Origin of the sequence: Burkholderia metallica, assembly GCF_001718555.1 — a bacterium.
Classification (GTDB): domain Bacteria; phylum Pseudomonadota; class Gammaproteobacteria; order Burkholderiales; family Burkholderiaceae; genus Burkholderia; species Burkholderia metallica.
In genome coordinates, this window is record NZ_CP013401.1 from 2,742,487 (window position 1) to 2,757,771 (window position 15,285).

General features: G+C 67.0%; 15 protein-coding genes. 8 read left to right on the forward strand and 7 right to left on the reverse strand.

The annotated features are described in order from the left end of the window. Nucleotides 1-3 precede the first annotated feature (3 nt). Entirely contained in the window at nt 4-1,761 is a 1,758-nt protein-coding gene (locus WJ16_RS12360; protein ID WP_069257297.1) for an ABC transporter permease, read from the reverse strand. A gap of 485 nt (nt 1,762-2,246) precedes the next feature. Between WJ16_RS12360 and WJ16_RS12365 the strand changes: the two genes are divergently transcribed. Continuing rightward, nucleotides 2,247-2,513: a double-stranded DNA-specific endonuclease gene (locus WJ16_RS12365; protein WP_011545926.1), complete on the forward strand. Its 267-nt coding sequence runs from the start codon at nt 2,247-2,249 to the stop codon at nt 2,511-2,513. Between the two features lie 42 nt (nt 2,514-2,555). Here the strand turns inward: WJ16_RS12365 and WJ16_RS12370 are convergent, their stop codons facing one another. Together WJ16_RS12370 and WJ16_RS12375 are read right to left on the reverse strand one after the other, a co-directional pair. Beyond that, the gene (locus WJ16_RS12370; RefSeq protein ID WP_069257298.1) at nt 2,556-3,872 is read right to left on the reverse strand and encodes an ATP-binding protein; all 1,317 of its coding nucleotides are present in this window, start codon (nt 3,870-3,872) and stop codon (nt 2,556-2,558) included. Beyond that, a complete protein-coding gene (locus WJ16_RS12375; protein ID WP_009693256.1) occupies nt 3,856-4,581 on the reverse strand; it encodes a response regulator in 726 nt (241 codons plus the stop codon). The genes WJ16_RS12370 and WJ16_RS12375 overlap by 17 nt, the downstream gene beginning before the upstream one ends. Before the next feature lie 224 nt (nt 4,582-4,805). On the opposite strand from WJ16_RS12375, the gene WJ16_RS12380 reads away from it, so the two are divergent. After that, nucleotides 4,806-5,360, forward strand: coding sequence for a Spy/CpxP family protein refolding chaperone (locus tag WJ16_RS12380; RefSeq protein WP_069257299.1), 555 nt, complete (start codon nt 4,806-4,808; stop codon nt 5,358-5,360). Between the two features lie 68 nt (nt 5,361-5,428). Here WJ16_RS12380 and WJ16_RS12385 read toward each other — a convergent pair whose 3' ends face one another. After that, a complete protein-coding gene (locus WJ16_RS12385) occupies nt 5,429-6,124 on the reverse strand; it encodes a pirin family protein (protein WP_069257300.1) in 696 nt (231 codons plus the stop codon). Between the two features lie 369 nt (nt 6,125-6,493). Here WJ16_RS12385 and WJ16_RS12390 point away from each other — a divergent pair, with 369 nt between their 5' ends. The 4 genes from WJ16_RS12390 (at nt 6,494) to WJ16_RS12405 (ending at nt 9,703) form a co-directional block, all read left to right on the forward strand. Then, nucleotides 6,494-7,276, forward strand: coding sequence for an ABC transporter substrate-binding protein (locus WJ16_RS12390; RefSeq protein WP_069258046.1), 783 nt, complete (start codon nt 6,494-6,496; stop codon nt 7,274-7,276). Nucleotides 7,277-7,505: 229 nt separating this feature from the next. Further along, nucleotides 7,506-8,195: an ABC transporter permease gene (locus WJ16_RS12395; RefSeq protein ID WP_021158491.1), complete on the forward strand. Its 690-nt coding sequence runs from the start codon at nt 7,506-7,508 to the stop codon at nt 8,193-8,195. Beyond that, nucleotides 8,192-8,905, forward strand: coding sequence for an ABC transporter permease (locus WJ16_RS12400; RefSeq protein WP_069257301.1), 714 nt, complete (start codon nt 8,192-8,194; stop codon nt 8,903-8,905). Before WJ16_RS12395 ends, WJ16_RS12400 begins: the two co-directional genes overlap by 4 nt. 18 nt (nt 8,906-8,923) lie before the next feature. Then, complete coding sequence (locus WJ16_RS12405; protein WP_069257302.1) at nt 8,924-9,703, forward strand: ABC transporter ATP-binding protein; 780 nt, start codon at nt 8,924-8,926, stop codon at nt 9,701-9,703. A 54-nt stretch (nt 9,704-9,757) separates the two neighbouring features. Here WJ16_RS12405 and WJ16_RS12410 read toward each other — a convergent pair whose 3' ends face one another. Then, complete coding sequence (locus tag WJ16_RS12410; RefSeq protein ID WP_069257303.1) at nt 9,758-10,255, reverse strand: GNAT family N-acetyltransferase; 498 nt, start codon at nt 10,253-10,255, stop codon at nt 9,758-9,760. A gap of 133 nt (nt 10,256-10,388) precedes the next feature. Between WJ16_RS12410 and WJ16_RS12415 the strand changes: the two genes are divergently transcribed. Together WJ16_RS12415 and WJ16_RS12420 are read left to right on the forward strand one after the other, a co-directional pair. Beyond that, nucleotides 10,389-11,315 carry a LysR family transcriptional regulator gene (locus WJ16_RS12415; RefSeq protein WP_069258047.1) on the forward strand — a complete coding sequence of 309 codons (927 nt, stop codon included), beginning with the start codon at nt 10,389-10,391 and terminating at the stop codon, nt 11,313-11,315. A 563-nt stretch (nt 11,316-11,878) separates the two neighbouring features. After that, entirely contained in the window at nt 11,879-12,958 is a 1,080-nt protein-coding gene (locus WJ16_RS12420; protein ID WP_069258048.1) for a porin, read from the forward strand. 145 nt (nt 12,959-13,103) lie between these two features. Here the strand turns inward: WJ16_RS12420 and WJ16_RS12425 are convergent, their stop codons facing one another. Together WJ16_RS12425 and WJ16_RS12430 are read right to left on the reverse strand one after the other, a co-directional pair. After that, complete coding sequence (locus tag WJ16_RS12425; protein WP_006398637.1) at nt 13,104-13,442, reverse strand: P-II family nitrogen regulator; 339 nt, start codon at nt 13,440-13,442, stop codon at nt 13,104-13,106. Nucleotides 13,443-13,525: 83 nt separating this feature from the next. Then, complete coding sequence (locus tag WJ16_RS12430) at nt 13,526-15,226, reverse strand: NAD+ synthase (protein ID WP_069257304.1); 1,701 nt, start codon at nt 15,224-15,226, stop codon at nt 13,526-13,528. Nucleotides 15,227-15,285: the final 59 nt, after the last annotated feature.

Consider the following 15,285-nt stretch of genomic DNA (forward strand, 5'->3'; position numbering starts at 1 on the left):
GTCTCAGTCGAGTCGCAGCTTCGCTTCGGCGAAGGCGTACAGCGGGCGCCACAACAGGCGGTTGAACAGGGTGACGAACAGGGACATCACGGCGATGCCCAGGATGATCTTCGGAAAATCGCCGGCGGCGGTGGTCTGCGCGATATACGCGCCGAGGCCGTGCGCCTCGATCCGCGTATTGCCCCACTGCACCGCTTCCGACACGATGCTCGCGTTCCACGCGCCGCCCGACGCGGTGATCGCGCCGGTCACGTAGTACGGGAAGATGCCCGGCAGGATCGCCTGGCGCCACCACTGCCAGCCGCGGATGCGGAAATTCGTCGCCGCTTCGCGATAGTCGTTCGGGTAGGACGTCGCGCCGGCGATCACGTTGAACAGGATATACCACTGCGTGCCGAGCACGATCAGCGGCGACAGCCAGATGTCCGGGTTCAGGTGGAAGCGCGCGATCACGATCACGAACACCGGGAACAGCAGGTTCGCAGGGAACGCGGCGAGGAACTGCGCGAGCGGCTGCAGTTTCTCGGCGAGCTTCGGGCGCAGCCCGACCCACACGCCGATCGGCACCCAGATCACCGATGCGATCGTGATCAGCACGACCACGCGCAGCAGCGTGATGAGCCCGAGCACGAGCACGTGGCCGACCTCGGCCATCGTCACGCCGGTCGCGACGAAGCTCACGACGCGCCACACGATATAGGCCGTGCCGAGCAGCACGAGCACCGCCCATGTGATGTCGACCGTGCGCGACGCCTTCTTCTCGACCTTCGGCAGCGTGAAGCGCATCGCGCCCGACAGCGGCAGGCGCAGCGGAATCCGCGCGGCCTTCGCGAAAAACCATCCGGCCGGCACGAGCAACTGATGAATCAGGCGCGTGCGGCGCACGAGGTCGAGCAGCCACGATTGCGGCGCGTCGCCCGACGCGGTGTTTTCCATCCGGAACTTGTCGGCCCACGCGATGAGCGGGCGGAACAGGAACTGGTCATATGCGAGGATCACGACGGTCATCGTGAGGATCACCCAGCCGATCGCACCGAAGTTCTGGTCCGAGATCGCCTGTGCGAGATACGCGCCGATGCCCGGCAGCGTGATGGTGTGGTTGCCGACGGTAATGGCTTCCGACGCGACGACGAAGAACCAGCCGCCCGACATCGACATCATCATGTTCCAGATCAGCCCCGGCATCGAGAACGGCACCTCGAGCTTCCAGAAGCGCTGCCACGACGTCAGGTGGAAGCCGCGCGACACTTCGTCCAGATCGCGCGGCACCGTGCGCAGCGACTGGTAGAAGCTGAATGTCATATTCCACGCCTGGCTCGTGAAGATCGCGAAGATCGCCGCGAGCTCGGCGCCGAGCACGCGGCTCGGGAACAGCGCGAGGAAGAACGTGACGGTGAACGAAATGAAGCCGAGCACCGGCACCGACTGCAGGATGTCGAGGATCGGGATCAGCACCATGCCCGCGCGGCGGCTTTTCGCGGCGAGCGTGCCGTAGATCAGCGTGAACGCAAGCGACGCGACCATCGCGGCGAGCATCCGCAGCGTGGTGCGCAGCGCGTATTCGGGCAGGTTCGAAGGATCGAGCGAGATCTTCTGCGTCTGCAGCGTGCCGATCGGCGCCATCGTTTCGTGGAAACCGACGACCGCCATCGCGATCAGGCAGATGATCAGCGGAAACGCGATGAAATCCCACCGATTCGGCAGGACGCGCCACGCGGACGCGTTGGCGGTCCGGTTCGGATTGAAGAATCCGACGTCCATCAGGCGCCCTCCCCGGTAAGGCCGAACGAAGCCGGCAGTCGATGTTGATTCATGGCAAAGCGCACGGGTGCGGTAATTCGATTGACTGACGATCGCGCGCGAGCGCGATGCGCCGTGCGTGCATGCGCTGCCGCGCCCCGGACGAGCCGGCCTGCGACGGCACGACACTACACCAACCTGTATTTCAGGTACAACCGTCCGGGACCGGCGCCGGCGGCGCACGGATCGTGCCTGGCGCGCAAGCGGGCGTCGGAGGCGTGGGTCGAGCAACCCGGCCGCGGTCCTTCGGCCGGCAGCAGGCCCGAATTATGCCGTGATCCGGCCCGGCCGGGAACCCGCCAGCCGCAAGCGCGCGCAAACCCTGTCGGACGTCACCAGCCGGATACGACTAAGCGGGTATGATCAGGGCTGGCCCTTGGGGCCTGTTGCGCGCGTTCCGATGGCAACGGGCCCTCGGGATCGATCGACGAGCGGGAGGAAAGGGAATGGCAGGAAACTTGGTGATCGTCTGCCGCGATCAGGATGCCGACGCGTTCTACGAATTGATGCAGGAGTACGGGTCGTTCCAGACGCGGCTGTCGTCGACGGCATGGTACCTGAATATGAACGTCGTGCCGGAATCGCTGCAGGAGGAAATCCTGGAGCGCCTCGGCCGGTATACGACCGTCTACATCTTCGAGGCCACCACCGTGACCTACAACACCATCGACAGCAACGCGGCCGAGACGCTCGGCACGCTGTTCGGCGAATGATGCCGTGCGGCGCCGGCCCGGCCGGGCCGGCGCCGCATCCGCTCATGCAGCCTGGGCGTGGGGCTCGTCCTTCGGCACGACCTCGAACGGGAACGTCATCGCGACGCGCAGGCCGCCTTCGGGACGGTTGCCGATGTCGCACGTACCGCCCAGCCTGAGGACGAGCCGTTCGACGATCGCGAGCCCGAGCCCGCTGTGGCCGTTGCCGCCGCGCGCGGGATCGAGCCGCACGAACGGCCGCGTCGCAGCCGCGAGGTCGCGCGGCGCAATCCCGCCGCCGCTGTCGCTGACCGACAGCACGTAGCCGGTCGGCGTACGCGACGTCTCGACGAGCACGGGCGGCGCACCGTACGCATGCGCGTTGTCCAGCAGGTTCGACAGGATCCGGTCGAGCGTGGCCGTCGGCAGGCGGAAGCCCGGATCGGCGTCGAGCCGGGTCTGGACGGTCGGCGCATTCGGCGCGACCGCGCGATAGCTGCGGGCGATCCGCTCGCATGCCTGGTCGACCGGCACCGGCTCGCTGCGGTCGGACCCGCCGTGCGCAAACGCCAGAAACTGGTCGACGATGTGCGACATCGAATCGACGTCGCGCACGACGCCGTCGCGCAACCGGACGTCGTCCATCATTTCCGCCCGCAGCCGCATCCGCGCAAGCGGCGTGCGCAGGTCGTGCGCGACGCCCGCCAGCATCACCGCCCGGTCGCTCTCGGCCTGCGATACCTGCTCGACCATCTGGTTGAAGCCGTGCGTGAGCTGGCGCAGCTCACGCGGGCCGCGCTCGCGCAGCGGCGGCACCGGCTGGCCGCGGCCGAAGCGCGCAACCGCGCGCGCGAGCGAACGCAGCGGCTGCTGCAGCTGCCAGGCCGCGAACAACGCGGCGATCACGCCGGCCGAGAAGATCGTGCCGAGCCACAGCAGCATCCGGTCGAGCGAGCGCGGCGGCCGCAGCGGCTGCACGGGCACCACGATCCAGTTGCGATCGGTCGGCTCCTTCACCCACAGCACCGGCGGCCGGCCGGGCGCGCCGATCTCGACGCGCGTGCCGGGCGGCATCCGCTCGCTCACGTCGTCGCGGAACCGCTTGAGCGGCGCCGGCAGGTTCGACGGATCGCCGTTCGGCACGTCGGCGCTGTCCGGCGCCACGAGCCTCACCCGCGACGGCAGCGGCTGGTCGGGCGTGCGCTCGACGTGCTGGCGCACCGCGTCGACCAGGAACGCGGCCTCTTCGACCGCGTAACGCGTCTGCATCTGGCTGCGCTCGAGCCGCATCGCGAAGAACCACGCGAAGTGCGACAGGAGCAGGACACCGATGACGAGCAGCGCGAGCCGCCCGAACAGTGAATCAATGGGTTTGCGCATGGGCCTCGCCGTCGGGCACGAACACGTAGCCGCGCCCGCGGACCGTCTGGATGAAGCGCGGCGTCGACGGATCCGTTTCGAGAATGCGGCGCAGGCGCCACACCTGGACGTCGATGCCGCGATCGGTGCCGTCGTACTCGGGGCCGTGCAGCAGCTCGAGCAGCCGCTCGCGCGTGAGCGTGCGCAGCGCATGGTTCACGAAGATCTTCAGCAGCGCGAACTCGCTGCTCGACAGCGTGGCCGGCTTGCCGTCGACGGACAGCGTACGCGCCTGGAAGTCGAGCACGAAGCGGCCGAACGCGAACGGCTCGCGCTGTTCGGGCGCCGCCGCCGACGGCGTCGCCCGACGCCGGCGCAGCACGGCCTGCACGCGCGCGAGCAGTTCGCGCGGGTTGAACGGCTTGCCGAGGTAGTCGTCCGCGCCGAGTTCGAGGCCGACGATGCGGTCGACGTCGTCCGCGCGCGCGGTCAGCATGATCACGGGGATGTCGTCGCCTGCCGCGCGCAACTGGCGCAGCGCGGTGAGGCCGTCGACGCCCGGCATCATCAGGTCCAGCACGATCAGGTCGGGCCGCTCGCGCTCGAGGCGCTTCTCGAGCGTCGCCGCGTCGTGCAGCACGGACACTTCCATCCCCTGGCGCACGAGATAGTCGCGCAGCAGGTCTCGGAGTTCTTGGTCGTCGTCGACGATGAGGATCTGGGTAGTCATGGCTCGAAGTTTACCGCGCGAGGGCGGAGTCGAAGAACGAAACAAAGGGACGAAAGGGTTACTGCGGGTTACCGCGCAAGGGAACTGTAATGCACGGTAACCCAGCCACCGCCCCGCGTAACACCGGCCGGAGCCTGCATCGCTAATCTGCGTCTTACCGGATGCGGTACACGGCTTTCCCGGCACCGCATCGCCGGACCCTTTGGATACAAGGAGTTTCTGAAATGTATAAGAAGACTTCCCGCGTGGCCATCGCGGCCGCCACCGTGCTCGCTCTCGCATTCGGCACCGCGCATGCGGCGCAGCCAGACGACATGCCGCCTCCGGGCGGCCCCGGCGCCCACCACATGCACGGCGGCCACGACGGCGGCCCGTTCGGCGTGATCATGAAACTGCACGACCAGCTGAAGCTGAACGCGTCGCAGGAACAGCAATGGCAGACGGCCGTCAACACGATGAAGCAGAACCGCGACACGATGCGCAAGAGCCGCGAGCAGATGCGCGAGCAGCTCAAGGCGCAGCAGAACCAGCCGATCCTCGACCTGAACGCGCTGCACTCGGCCCGCCAGCAGGCCGAAGCGCAGAACGCGCAGCTGCGCGAGCAGACGTCCGCCGCATGGCTCACGTTCTACAACGGGCTGAACGACCAGCAGAAGACCACGGTCAGCACGGCGCTCAAGCAGCAGTTCGCGAAGATGGAGCAGCGCCACGAGAAGATGAAGGCGCGCTGGGAGCAGCACCGCGCGGCCGCCAAGGGCGCGTCGGCACCGGCGCAGTAAGCCGGCAGGCCGCTCCCGGAGCGGCGTCGAAGGGGACGCGGGCATCGGCCCGCGTCCCCTTTTTCGTGTCAGGCGACGTCGAGCAGCAGCACCTCGGCCGCCCGGCCGCGCGCGAACGCCACCGCGTCCACGCCGCCGATCCGTACGCCGTCGCCCGCGGCCAGCGCGCGGCCGTTCACCTCGACGTCGCCGCGTACCACGTGCACGTATGCGCGGCGCCCGGCCGGCAGGTCGAACGCCGTCGCTTCGTCGCCGTCGATCAGCCCCGCGAAGATGCGTGCGTCCGCACGCACCGGCAATGCACCGTCGCCGCCGTCCGGCGCCGCGACGAGCCGCAGCCGCCCGCGCTTCTCGTGGTCGGCGAAGCGCGTCTGCGCGTAGCCGGGCCGGCCGCCCGCCCCGGCCGGCGCGAGCCAGATCCGCAGCAGGCGCAACGGCGCGTCATGCGACGCGTTGGTTTCGCTCAGCATGACGCCGGTGCCCGCGCTCATGCGCTGCACGCCGCCCGCGCGGACGATCGCGCCGTTGCCGAGGCTGTCGCGATGTCCCAGCGCACCGTCGAGCACGTAGGTGACGATTTCCGCGTCGCGGTACGGCCGCATCCCGTAGCCGCGGGTCGGCGCGATGCATTCCTCGTTCAGTTCGCGCAACGCGCCGAACGCCGACGGCCCGCTCCGGCCGGACCCCAAGGGAAAGCTGTGAAGGAATTCGTGCCAGCCGTGGCTGCGCTGGTCGCGATCGGCGGCGCGGCGGATCTGGAACATGGGACGGACACTCCGTGACGTGCGTTGTTCTGGTCTGCCGTCACTGTATGGGTGTGCCAATCGCGCCACAATCCGCCGTCTGCGCACCGCATCGTTGCACGTGTGCATGCAATCCATGCAATGTCCATTGCAAATACACCGATTATCGCAACGGCCGGGTCAATACGTCGAAGAATCCGTCGGTCGGCCCGGATTGCCGGTTTCCGGGTATCGCGTTCGGGTAAAATACCGCCCTTTTGGCGTTCGCCGTTCCGGCGGCCGCCATCGCCAGAGCGCCGTTCGGCGATTTTTGGCCGTCTAGAATACGCCGCGGCGCCCGGTCCGACCGGCCGCGAGCGCTCCCGGAAAGTCAGCAACAGAAGGATGGAAATGAAGAAGGCCGCCCTGTGCGCCGCCGTCGCCCTCGTGGCGGGCAGCGCCTTCGCGAAGGAGTGGAAGACCGTGCGGATCGGCGTCGACGCCAGCTACCCGCCGTTCGAGTCGACCGCGCCGAGCGGCGAGATCGTCGGTTTCGACGTCGATCTCACGAAGGAAATCTGCAAGCGGATCAACGTGAAATGCGTATGGGTCGCGCAGGATCTCGACGGCATCATCCCGGCGCTGAAGGCGAAGAAGTACGACATCATCGTGTCGTCGCTGACCGTCACCGACAAGCGCCGCGAGCAGATCGACTTCTCCGACAAGGTCTACGACGCACCGGCGCGGATGATCGCAAAGGCCGGCTCGCCGCTGCTGCCGACGGTCGCGTCGCTGAAGGGCAAGCGCGTGGGCGTCGAGCAGGGCTCGACGCAGGAAACCTACGCGAAGGCGTACTGGGAGCCGCAGGGCGTGACGGTCATTCCTTACCAGAACCAGGACCAGGTCTATACCGATCTCGGCTCGGGCCGCCTCGACGCGACGCTGCAGGACGAACTGCAGGCCGACTACGGCTTCCTGCGCACGCCGCGCGGCAAGGGCTTCGCGTTCGCCGGGCCGGAAGTGAAGGATCCGAAGACGATCGGCGACGGCACCGCGATCGGGCTGCGCAAGGACGATACGGACCTGAAGCTCAAGATCAACAAGGCACTGGCCGACATGCACAAGGACGGCACGTACGACCGGCTGTCGCACAAGTACTTCTCGTTCAGCGTCTATTCGGCTTCGGCCCGGTAAGCGCCGAAACGAAGCAGCAACGGACGCGGGGGCGGCCCCGTGTCCGCGCAGTACAGGCAGTCGACCACGCGCCGCCCGCCCCCTTGCCCGCCGTTCGCGCGGCGGGCTCGCCCGGCACCGATGCCGGGGCGGACGGTCATGATACGCACGGGGCGTTCCGCGCAGCTTGGCGGGCGCGACTTTCGCGGCGCACCGCGTGCGCCCCAAGGGACCACACCAGGGACCACATATGTTTCTACAAGGCTACGGCCCGCTGATCCTCGCTGGCACCTGGCAAACCGTCAAACTGGCGGTGCTTTCGCTTGCGCTGTCGTTCCTGCTGGGCCTGCTCGGCGCGGGCGCGAAGCTGTCGCGCAACCGCTTCACGAACGGCGTCGGCACCGTCTACACGACGCTGATCCGCGGCGTGCCCGATCTCGTGCTGATGCTGCTGCTGTTCTACAGCCTGCAGATCTGGCTGAACATGGCGACCGACGCGCTCGGCTGGGACCAGATCGACATCGACCCGTTCCTCGCCGGCGTGCTCGTGCTCGGCTTCATCTACGGCGCGTACTTCACCGAGACGTTCCGCGGCGCGTTCCTGTCGGTGCCGCGCGGCCAGCTCGAGGCCGGCAGCGCGTACGGGATGACGAACTGGCAGGTGTTCACGCGGATCATGTTCCCGCAGATGATGCGCTTCGCGCTGCCCGGCATCGGCAACAACTGGCAGGTGCTCGTGAAGTCGACCGCGCTCGTGTCGATCATCGGCCTCGCCGACGTCGTGAAGGCATCGCAGGACGCCGGCAAGGGCACGCTGCGGTTCTTCTTCTTCACGCTGATCGCGGGCGCCGTCTACCTCGCGATCACGACGATCTCGAACTTCGTGCTGATGTGGCTCGAAAAGCGCTACTCGACCGGCGTCCGCAAGGCTGACCTATGATCGAACTCATCCAAGAATACTGGCGCAACTATCTGTACACCGACGGCTATCGCATCACCGGCGTGGCGATCACGCTGTGGCTGCTGGTGGTGTCGATCGGCCTCGGCTTCTGCCTGTCGGTGCCGCTCGCGGTCGCGCGCGTGTCGAAGAAGAAGTGGCTGTCGGGCGCCGTGTGGCTCTACACGTACGTGTTTCGCGGCACGCCGCTCTACGTGCAGCTGCTGCTCTGCTACACGGGCCTCTACAGCCTGCAGGCCGTGCGCGGCACGCCGATGCTCGACGCGTTCTTCCGCGACGGGATGCACTGCACGCTGCTCGCGTTCACGCTGAACACCTGCGCGTACACCACCGAGATCTTCGCGGGCGCGATCAAGGCGACGTCGTACGGCGAGATCGAAGCCGCGCGCGCGTACGGGATGTCCACGTTCACGATGTATCGCCGCGTGATCCTGCCGTCGGCGCTGCGCCGCGCGCTGCCGCTGTACAGCAACGAAGTGATCCTGATGCTGCACGCGACCACCGTCGCGTTCACCGCGACCGTGCCGGACATCCTGAAGATCGCCCGCGACGTGAACTCGGCAACCTACATGTCGTTCCATGCGTTCGGCATCGCCGCCCTGCTCTATCTGGTGATCTCGTTCACGCTCGTGTGGCTGTTCCGCCAGGCCGAGCGCCGCTGGCTCGCGTATCTGCGCCCGCAAGGCAAGTAAGTTTTCGCAGGACTATTGATGAATTCCCAGACTCAGAAGCTTTTCGTCGACGATCTGCACAAGCGGTACGGCGACAACGAGGTGCTCAAGGGCGTATCGCTGAAGGCGAACTCGGGCGACGTGATCAGCGTGATCGGCTCGTCCGGCTCCGGCAAGAGCACGATGCTCCGCTGCATCAACTTCCTCGAGCAGCCGAATGCGGGCCGCATCTTCGTCGACCGCGAGGAAGTGCGCACCGCGCTCGACAAGACCGGCGCGCTGCGCGCGGCCGATACGAAGCAGCTGCAGCGCGTACGCACCAAGCTGTCGATGGTGTTCCAGCACTTCAATCTCTGGTCGCACATGAACGTGATCGAGAACGTGATGGAAGCGCCCGTGAACGTGCTCGGCATTCCGAAGAAGGAGGCCGAGGAGCGCGCGCGCCAATACCTGGAGAAAGTCGGCCTCGCGCCGCGCGTCGAGAAGCAGTATCCGTCGCACCTGTCGGGCGGCCAGCAGCAGCGCGTGGCGATTGCGCGCGCGCTGGCGATGCACCCGGACGTGATGCTGTTCGACGAGCCGACGTCGGCGCTCGACCCGGAGCTGGTGGGCGAAGTGCTGAAGGTGATGCAGAAGCTGGCCGAGGAAGGCCGCACGATGATCGTCGTCACGCACGAGATGGGTTTCGCGCGCAACGTGTCGAACCACGTGATGTTCCTGCACCAGGGCCGCGTCGAGGAAGAAGGCGTGCCGTCCGAGGTGTTCGCTCATCCGAAGAGCGAACGCCTGCGCGGGTTCCTGTCGGGCAGCCTCAAGTAACGCACGCCGCACGGACGGGCGCCCGCGGTTCGCCGCGCGGCGCCCGTCTTGCGTTTACGCGGCGCTCACCGGCGCGCTGTCGGCGAACGCGCGCAACTCGTCGCCCGCGAGCCGGTAACGCACCCATTCGCTCTGCGGCGCCGCGCCAACGCGCTCGTAGAAACGGATCGCCGGCTCGTTCCAGTCGAGCACGCTCCACTCGAAACGCCCGCAGCCCGACTCGACCGCGATCCGCGCGAGCGACTTCAACAGCCGCAGCCCGGCGCCCGCGCCCCGAAAGCGCGGCGACACGTACAGATCCTCGAGATACAGCCCCTGCCGGGCGAGCCACGTCGAATACGAGAAGAAATACACGGCGAAGCCGGCCGGCTCGCCGTCGACCTCGCACATCAGCGCGCGCGCCGGCGAGCCGTCGCCGAACAGGCTGCGCTCGAGCGACGCGGGTGTCGCAATCACTTCGTGTTCCGCCTTCTCGTAGATGGCCAGCTCGGTGATGAAACTCAGGATCTGCGGCACGTCGGCGACGGTGGCGGAACGAATGTCGATTTGCACGGTGTGAGCCCTCCTCCGGCCCGGACTTGAAACGGAACACGGCGCCGCGCGGTCGTGCTGGCGCCCATCAGATCGTCATGCTACGTTCATGCCGCACCTGCAGGAAGTGCAGTTTCTTCATCCAGACCTGAACATGATGCATCCCGATCTGCGCCGACTCGACCTGAACCTGCTGCTCGTGTTCGACGCGCTGTACCGCCACCGGTCCGTCGCCGCGGCCGCGCACGAGCTCGCGCTGAGCCCGTCCGCGCTGAGCCACGCGCTCGCACGGCTGCGCGACGCGATCGGCGACGCGCTGTTCGTGCGCCTCGGCAACGAGATGCAGCCGACCGTGCGCGCCGACGACATCGCCACCTGGGCGGGCGACGCGCTCGATGCGATGTCGAAGGGGCTCGCCCGCGCGCGCCGCTTCGATCCCGCGCAAAGCGACCGCACGTTCGTCTTCGCGGCGACCGACTACACGGCATTCGCGGTGCTGCCGGCGTTTCTCGCGCGCATCCAGCACGTCGCGCCGCAATTGCGGATTCGCGTCGTGCATTCCGACCGGAAGATCTCCGTCGACGAACTCGCGGCCGGCCGCATCGATTTCGCGCTCGGCTACCACGAGGAATCGGCGGCCGACACGCCCGGCATCGAAGACTTCGACTGGTTCTCCGACGACTACGTCGTGATCGCGAGCACCGCGCATCCGGACATCCGCCGGCGACTGACGCTCGACCGGTACCTGGCGGCACGCCACGTGGTCGTCACGCCGTGGAACGAGTCGCGCGGCGTGGTCGACCACGTGCTCGACCGCCTCGGCCTCGCGCGGCAGGTCGCCGTGCAGTTGCCGAGCGTGCTGGCCGCGCCGTTCGTGATCGCGGAATCCGCGCTGCTGATGACCGTGCCGAACCGCGCCGCGCAGGTGCTGCGGCACGCGGCGCCGATCCGCATCTTTCCCGCGCCGTTCGAGATTCCGCGCTACACCGTGAAGGTCTACTCGCACGCGAAGCATGCGCGCACCGATGCGCATCGCTGGATTCGCGCGCAGTTGCTCGACGCGAGGCCCCGGCCAGCCTGACCGACGGCCGCCCGCACGCCGCATCGTGTGCGTCGGCGGCAGGCGCGACAGGCCCCCGCGAACACCCGCCGGCAACCGCAGAATCATTACGAATTACTTACCAATTTCACCCGTCTCGCGCTTACGCCGGCGCCCCGGCAACGTCAATAGTGGCAATCCTTGACCCCCGTTTGCGAAATTCGTGTCTTCCTTGCGGGACAAGGGTTTTCCGTTAATTGCAAACCCTCGGCGCACCGGTTGTGCACCGTGTTGCATGGCAATTTGGCGACAGGTGTTAGTCAAACAACGATTTCCATCGCCACAAAATTGTATTTTTGCTAAATTAGTAACCAAAGTAGCAAAACGAAGTTCGTGAAATGTAGTTTAGCTTCACGACACTACAAGGAGACCCCGCAGGCCGACCCGGCTGCGCGGGACCGCTCAACGGTTTTCCGTCCGCTTGCCCGCGTGCTGCGCTTACCGGCCCTGCACGAGGTCTCCCTGGTTATCCCGCTTTTGCCCGGCGCTCGCGCTCCGGGCATCTCGTGCAGTCTGGGTTGACTTTTTGACAGGGTATGGAGGAGATGATGAAGAAAGCTTTGGTCGCGGCCGCGCTGATGGCTGCTGGGGTGGTGACGGCGCACGCGCAGAGCAGCGTCACGCTGTATGGCCGCCTGGATGCCGGCATCGAGTACATGAACGGCCTGCAAAACGGCCACCAAGTGCGCGCGGAAAGCGGCGACTGGGGCACGAGCCTCTGGGGCTTGAAAGGCACCGAGGACATCGGCGGCGGCAACAAGATCCTGTTCCACCTCGAAGGCGCGTTCAACACGATGACGGGCGGCTTCAGCGGCTCGATCTGGGATCGTTACGCGACCGTCGGTATCTCGAACGATCGCTACGGTACGCTGCTGCTGGGTCGTGAACTCGCGATCGCCAACGGCGTGTGGGACTTCGACCCGTTCGGCCAGTCGGCCTGGTCGACGGCCTCGCTCGTGCGCGGCCGCAACTGGAACAAGACCAGCAACAACGTGTCGTACCAGTCGCCGCAGTTCTACGGCCTCGACTTCTACGGCCAGTTCTCGTTCTCGAACTCGACCAGCTTCAACGGCAACACGACGGCCGGCCAACCGGGCCGTGCAGCCGGCGCACAGATCACCTATACGAATTCGCTGTTCCAGTTGCGCGGCATCTACGACGAAACGCGCGACAGCAACGGCCGCTTCTCGGACGTGTTCAACTACTCGCGTGAATATTTCGCGGGCGTGAACGTGTTCCTCGGCCAGTTCAAGGTTCAGGCGGCCTATCAGGCATCGCGTGCGGACGGCAGCGGCGGCCCGGCAGTCAACGCCGGCGTCACGGGCACGCAGCAGGTCTGGGGCGGCGTGACGTGGCAAGCGACGCCGGCAGCGGCGCTGATCGCAGCCGCGTATCACGTGAACGCGAACCACGGCGGCGGCAACGCGAACATCTACACGGTCGGCGGCTCGTACAACATCTCGAAGCGCACGCTGTTCGACCTGCAGGTCGCGACGGTGCGCAACAGCAAGACCGCGAACTTCGGCCTGAACGCAAACGGTGCCGGCACGGCCGTGTCGACGGGCAACCCGAATCCGGGCGGCAGCCAGACCGGCGTCTATGCCGGCATCCAGCACCTGTTCTGATCAGGCGCTCCGTCCAAAGAACGATTCGACAACACTTTCCACGCTGCTGCGAGAGGCGCGTATCGGTGCGGTACCCAACCGGGTATCCGCACCGTTTTTTCTTGGCGGGCCGGCTTTGCGCGCGACCCGTTGGCGAATGCGGCGCTCAGACGGCCGCTTCGTTCTCTTCGCCGGTGCGGATGCGGATCACGCGCTCGACGTCCGACACGAAGATCTTGCCGTCGCCGATCTTGCCGGTGCGCGCCGCGCCGATCACCGCGTCGATCACCTGGTCGACCTGCGCTTCCGCGACGACCACCTCGATCTTCATCTTCGGCAGGAAGTCGACGACATATTCGGCGCCGCGATACAGCTCGGTATGCCCCTTCTGGCGGCCGAAGCCCTTCACTTCCGTCACGGTCAGGCCCGTGAGACCCACTTCGGCGAGCGCTTCGCGGACTTCGTCCAGCTTGAACGGCTTGATGATGGCGGTGATGCGTTTCATGGTGGTTGTCCCCCAATGCTCGTTTGGATGAAAAATCGCGACCCCGATTGTAAGCCTGCGCGCCGCATGCGGCCCAGCACCGCTCAATCGAGCCGTTCGGTGAAACGTGACGTGATCGGGTAGCGCCAGTCGCGCCCGAATGCGCGATGCGTGACGCGGATGCCGATCGGCGCCTGGCGGCGCTTGTATTCGTTGATCTTGATGAGCCGCGTCACGCGTTCGACGTCGGCGCCCGCATAGCCGGCCGCGACGATCTCGGCGAGCGGCCGGTCTTCTTCCATGTACATCCGCATGATCGCGTCGAGCACGTCGTACGGCGGCAGGCTGTCCTGGTCGGTCTGGTTCTCGCGCAGCTCGGCCGACGGCGCGCGGGTGAGGATCCGCTCGGGGATCACGTCGCGCAGCCCGTAGTCGGCCGTTTCGTTGCGATAGCGGCAGAGCCGGTACACGAGCGTCTTCGCGATGTCCTTGATCACCGCGAACCCGCCGGCCATGTCCCCGTACAGCGTGCAGTAGCCGACCGCCATCTCGCTCTTGTTGCCGGTCGTCAGCACGATCGAGCCGAACTTGTTCGACAGCGCCATCAGCAGCGTGCCGCGGATGCGCGCCTGGATGTTCTCCTCCGTCGCGTCTTCCGCGCGGCCCGCGAACTCGTCGGCAAGCGACGCGCGGAACGCGTCGAACATCGGCGCGATCGCGATCTCGTCGTAGCGTACGCCGACGCGTCGCGCCATTTCCGCCGCGTCGGTGGTCGAGATGTCGGCCGTGAAACGCGACGGCATCATCACCGCGCGCACGCGCGCGGGCCCGAGCGCATCGCACGCGACGGCCAGCACCAGCGCCGAATCGACGCCGCCCGACAGCCCGATCAGCGCGCCCGGAAAGCCGTTCTTGCCGATGTAGTCGCGCACGCCGGTCACGAGCGCGCGGTACACCTGCGCCTCCGTCGACAGCTCGGGCGCGATCGCGCCCGGCAGCGGCCGCGCGCCGTCGAATTCGACGATCGCGTGCCCTTCGTCGAACTGCGGCATCTTCGCGACGAGCGCGCCCTGCGCGTCGAGCACGAACGACCCGCCGTCGAACACGAGTTCGTCCTGGCCGCCGACGAGGTTCACGTACACCATCGGCAGCCCGGTTTCACGAATGCGTGCACGCAGGATGTCGATGCGCACCGCTTCCTTGTTCATGTGGTACGGCGAACCGTTCGGAATCAGCAGCACCTGCGCGCCGGCCGCCTTCGCGATCTGCGCGGCCGACGCATGCCACGCGTCCTCGCAGACGATCACGCCGTATTTGACGCCGTTCAGCTCGAACACGAGCGGCTCGGCATCCGTCGCGAAGTAGCGCTTCTCGTCGAACACCTCGGCGTTCGGCAGATCCTGCTTGCGGTAGGTGCCGACGATCTCGCCGCCGACGATCAGCGACACCGCGTTGTAGGTATCGGTGGGCGGCACGCCGCGCTCGATCGGGCGGTTTGCATTACCATCGACGGCTGGCGCGTGCGCGCCCGCGCCGCGTAGCGGATGGCCGACCAGCACCGCGAGCCCGTCGAACGCCTTCAATGCCTCGGCGAGCGTGTCGAGTGCGGCGGCGGCCGCGGCGTAGAACGCGGGCCGCAGCAGCAGGTCTTCCGGCGGATAGCCGGACAGCGCGAGTTCGGGCGCGACCATCAGCTGCGCACCATCGTTGTGCGCGGCGCGGGCGGCCGCGACGATCCGCGCGACGTTACCGGCGAAGTCGCCGACGGTGACGTTGATCTGGGCAAGAGCGAGTCGGGTCTTCATGGCGGGATCGGCGCAGCCCGGCGGCGCGCCCTGAACGGCTGACGAAATCGTCCCGGTGC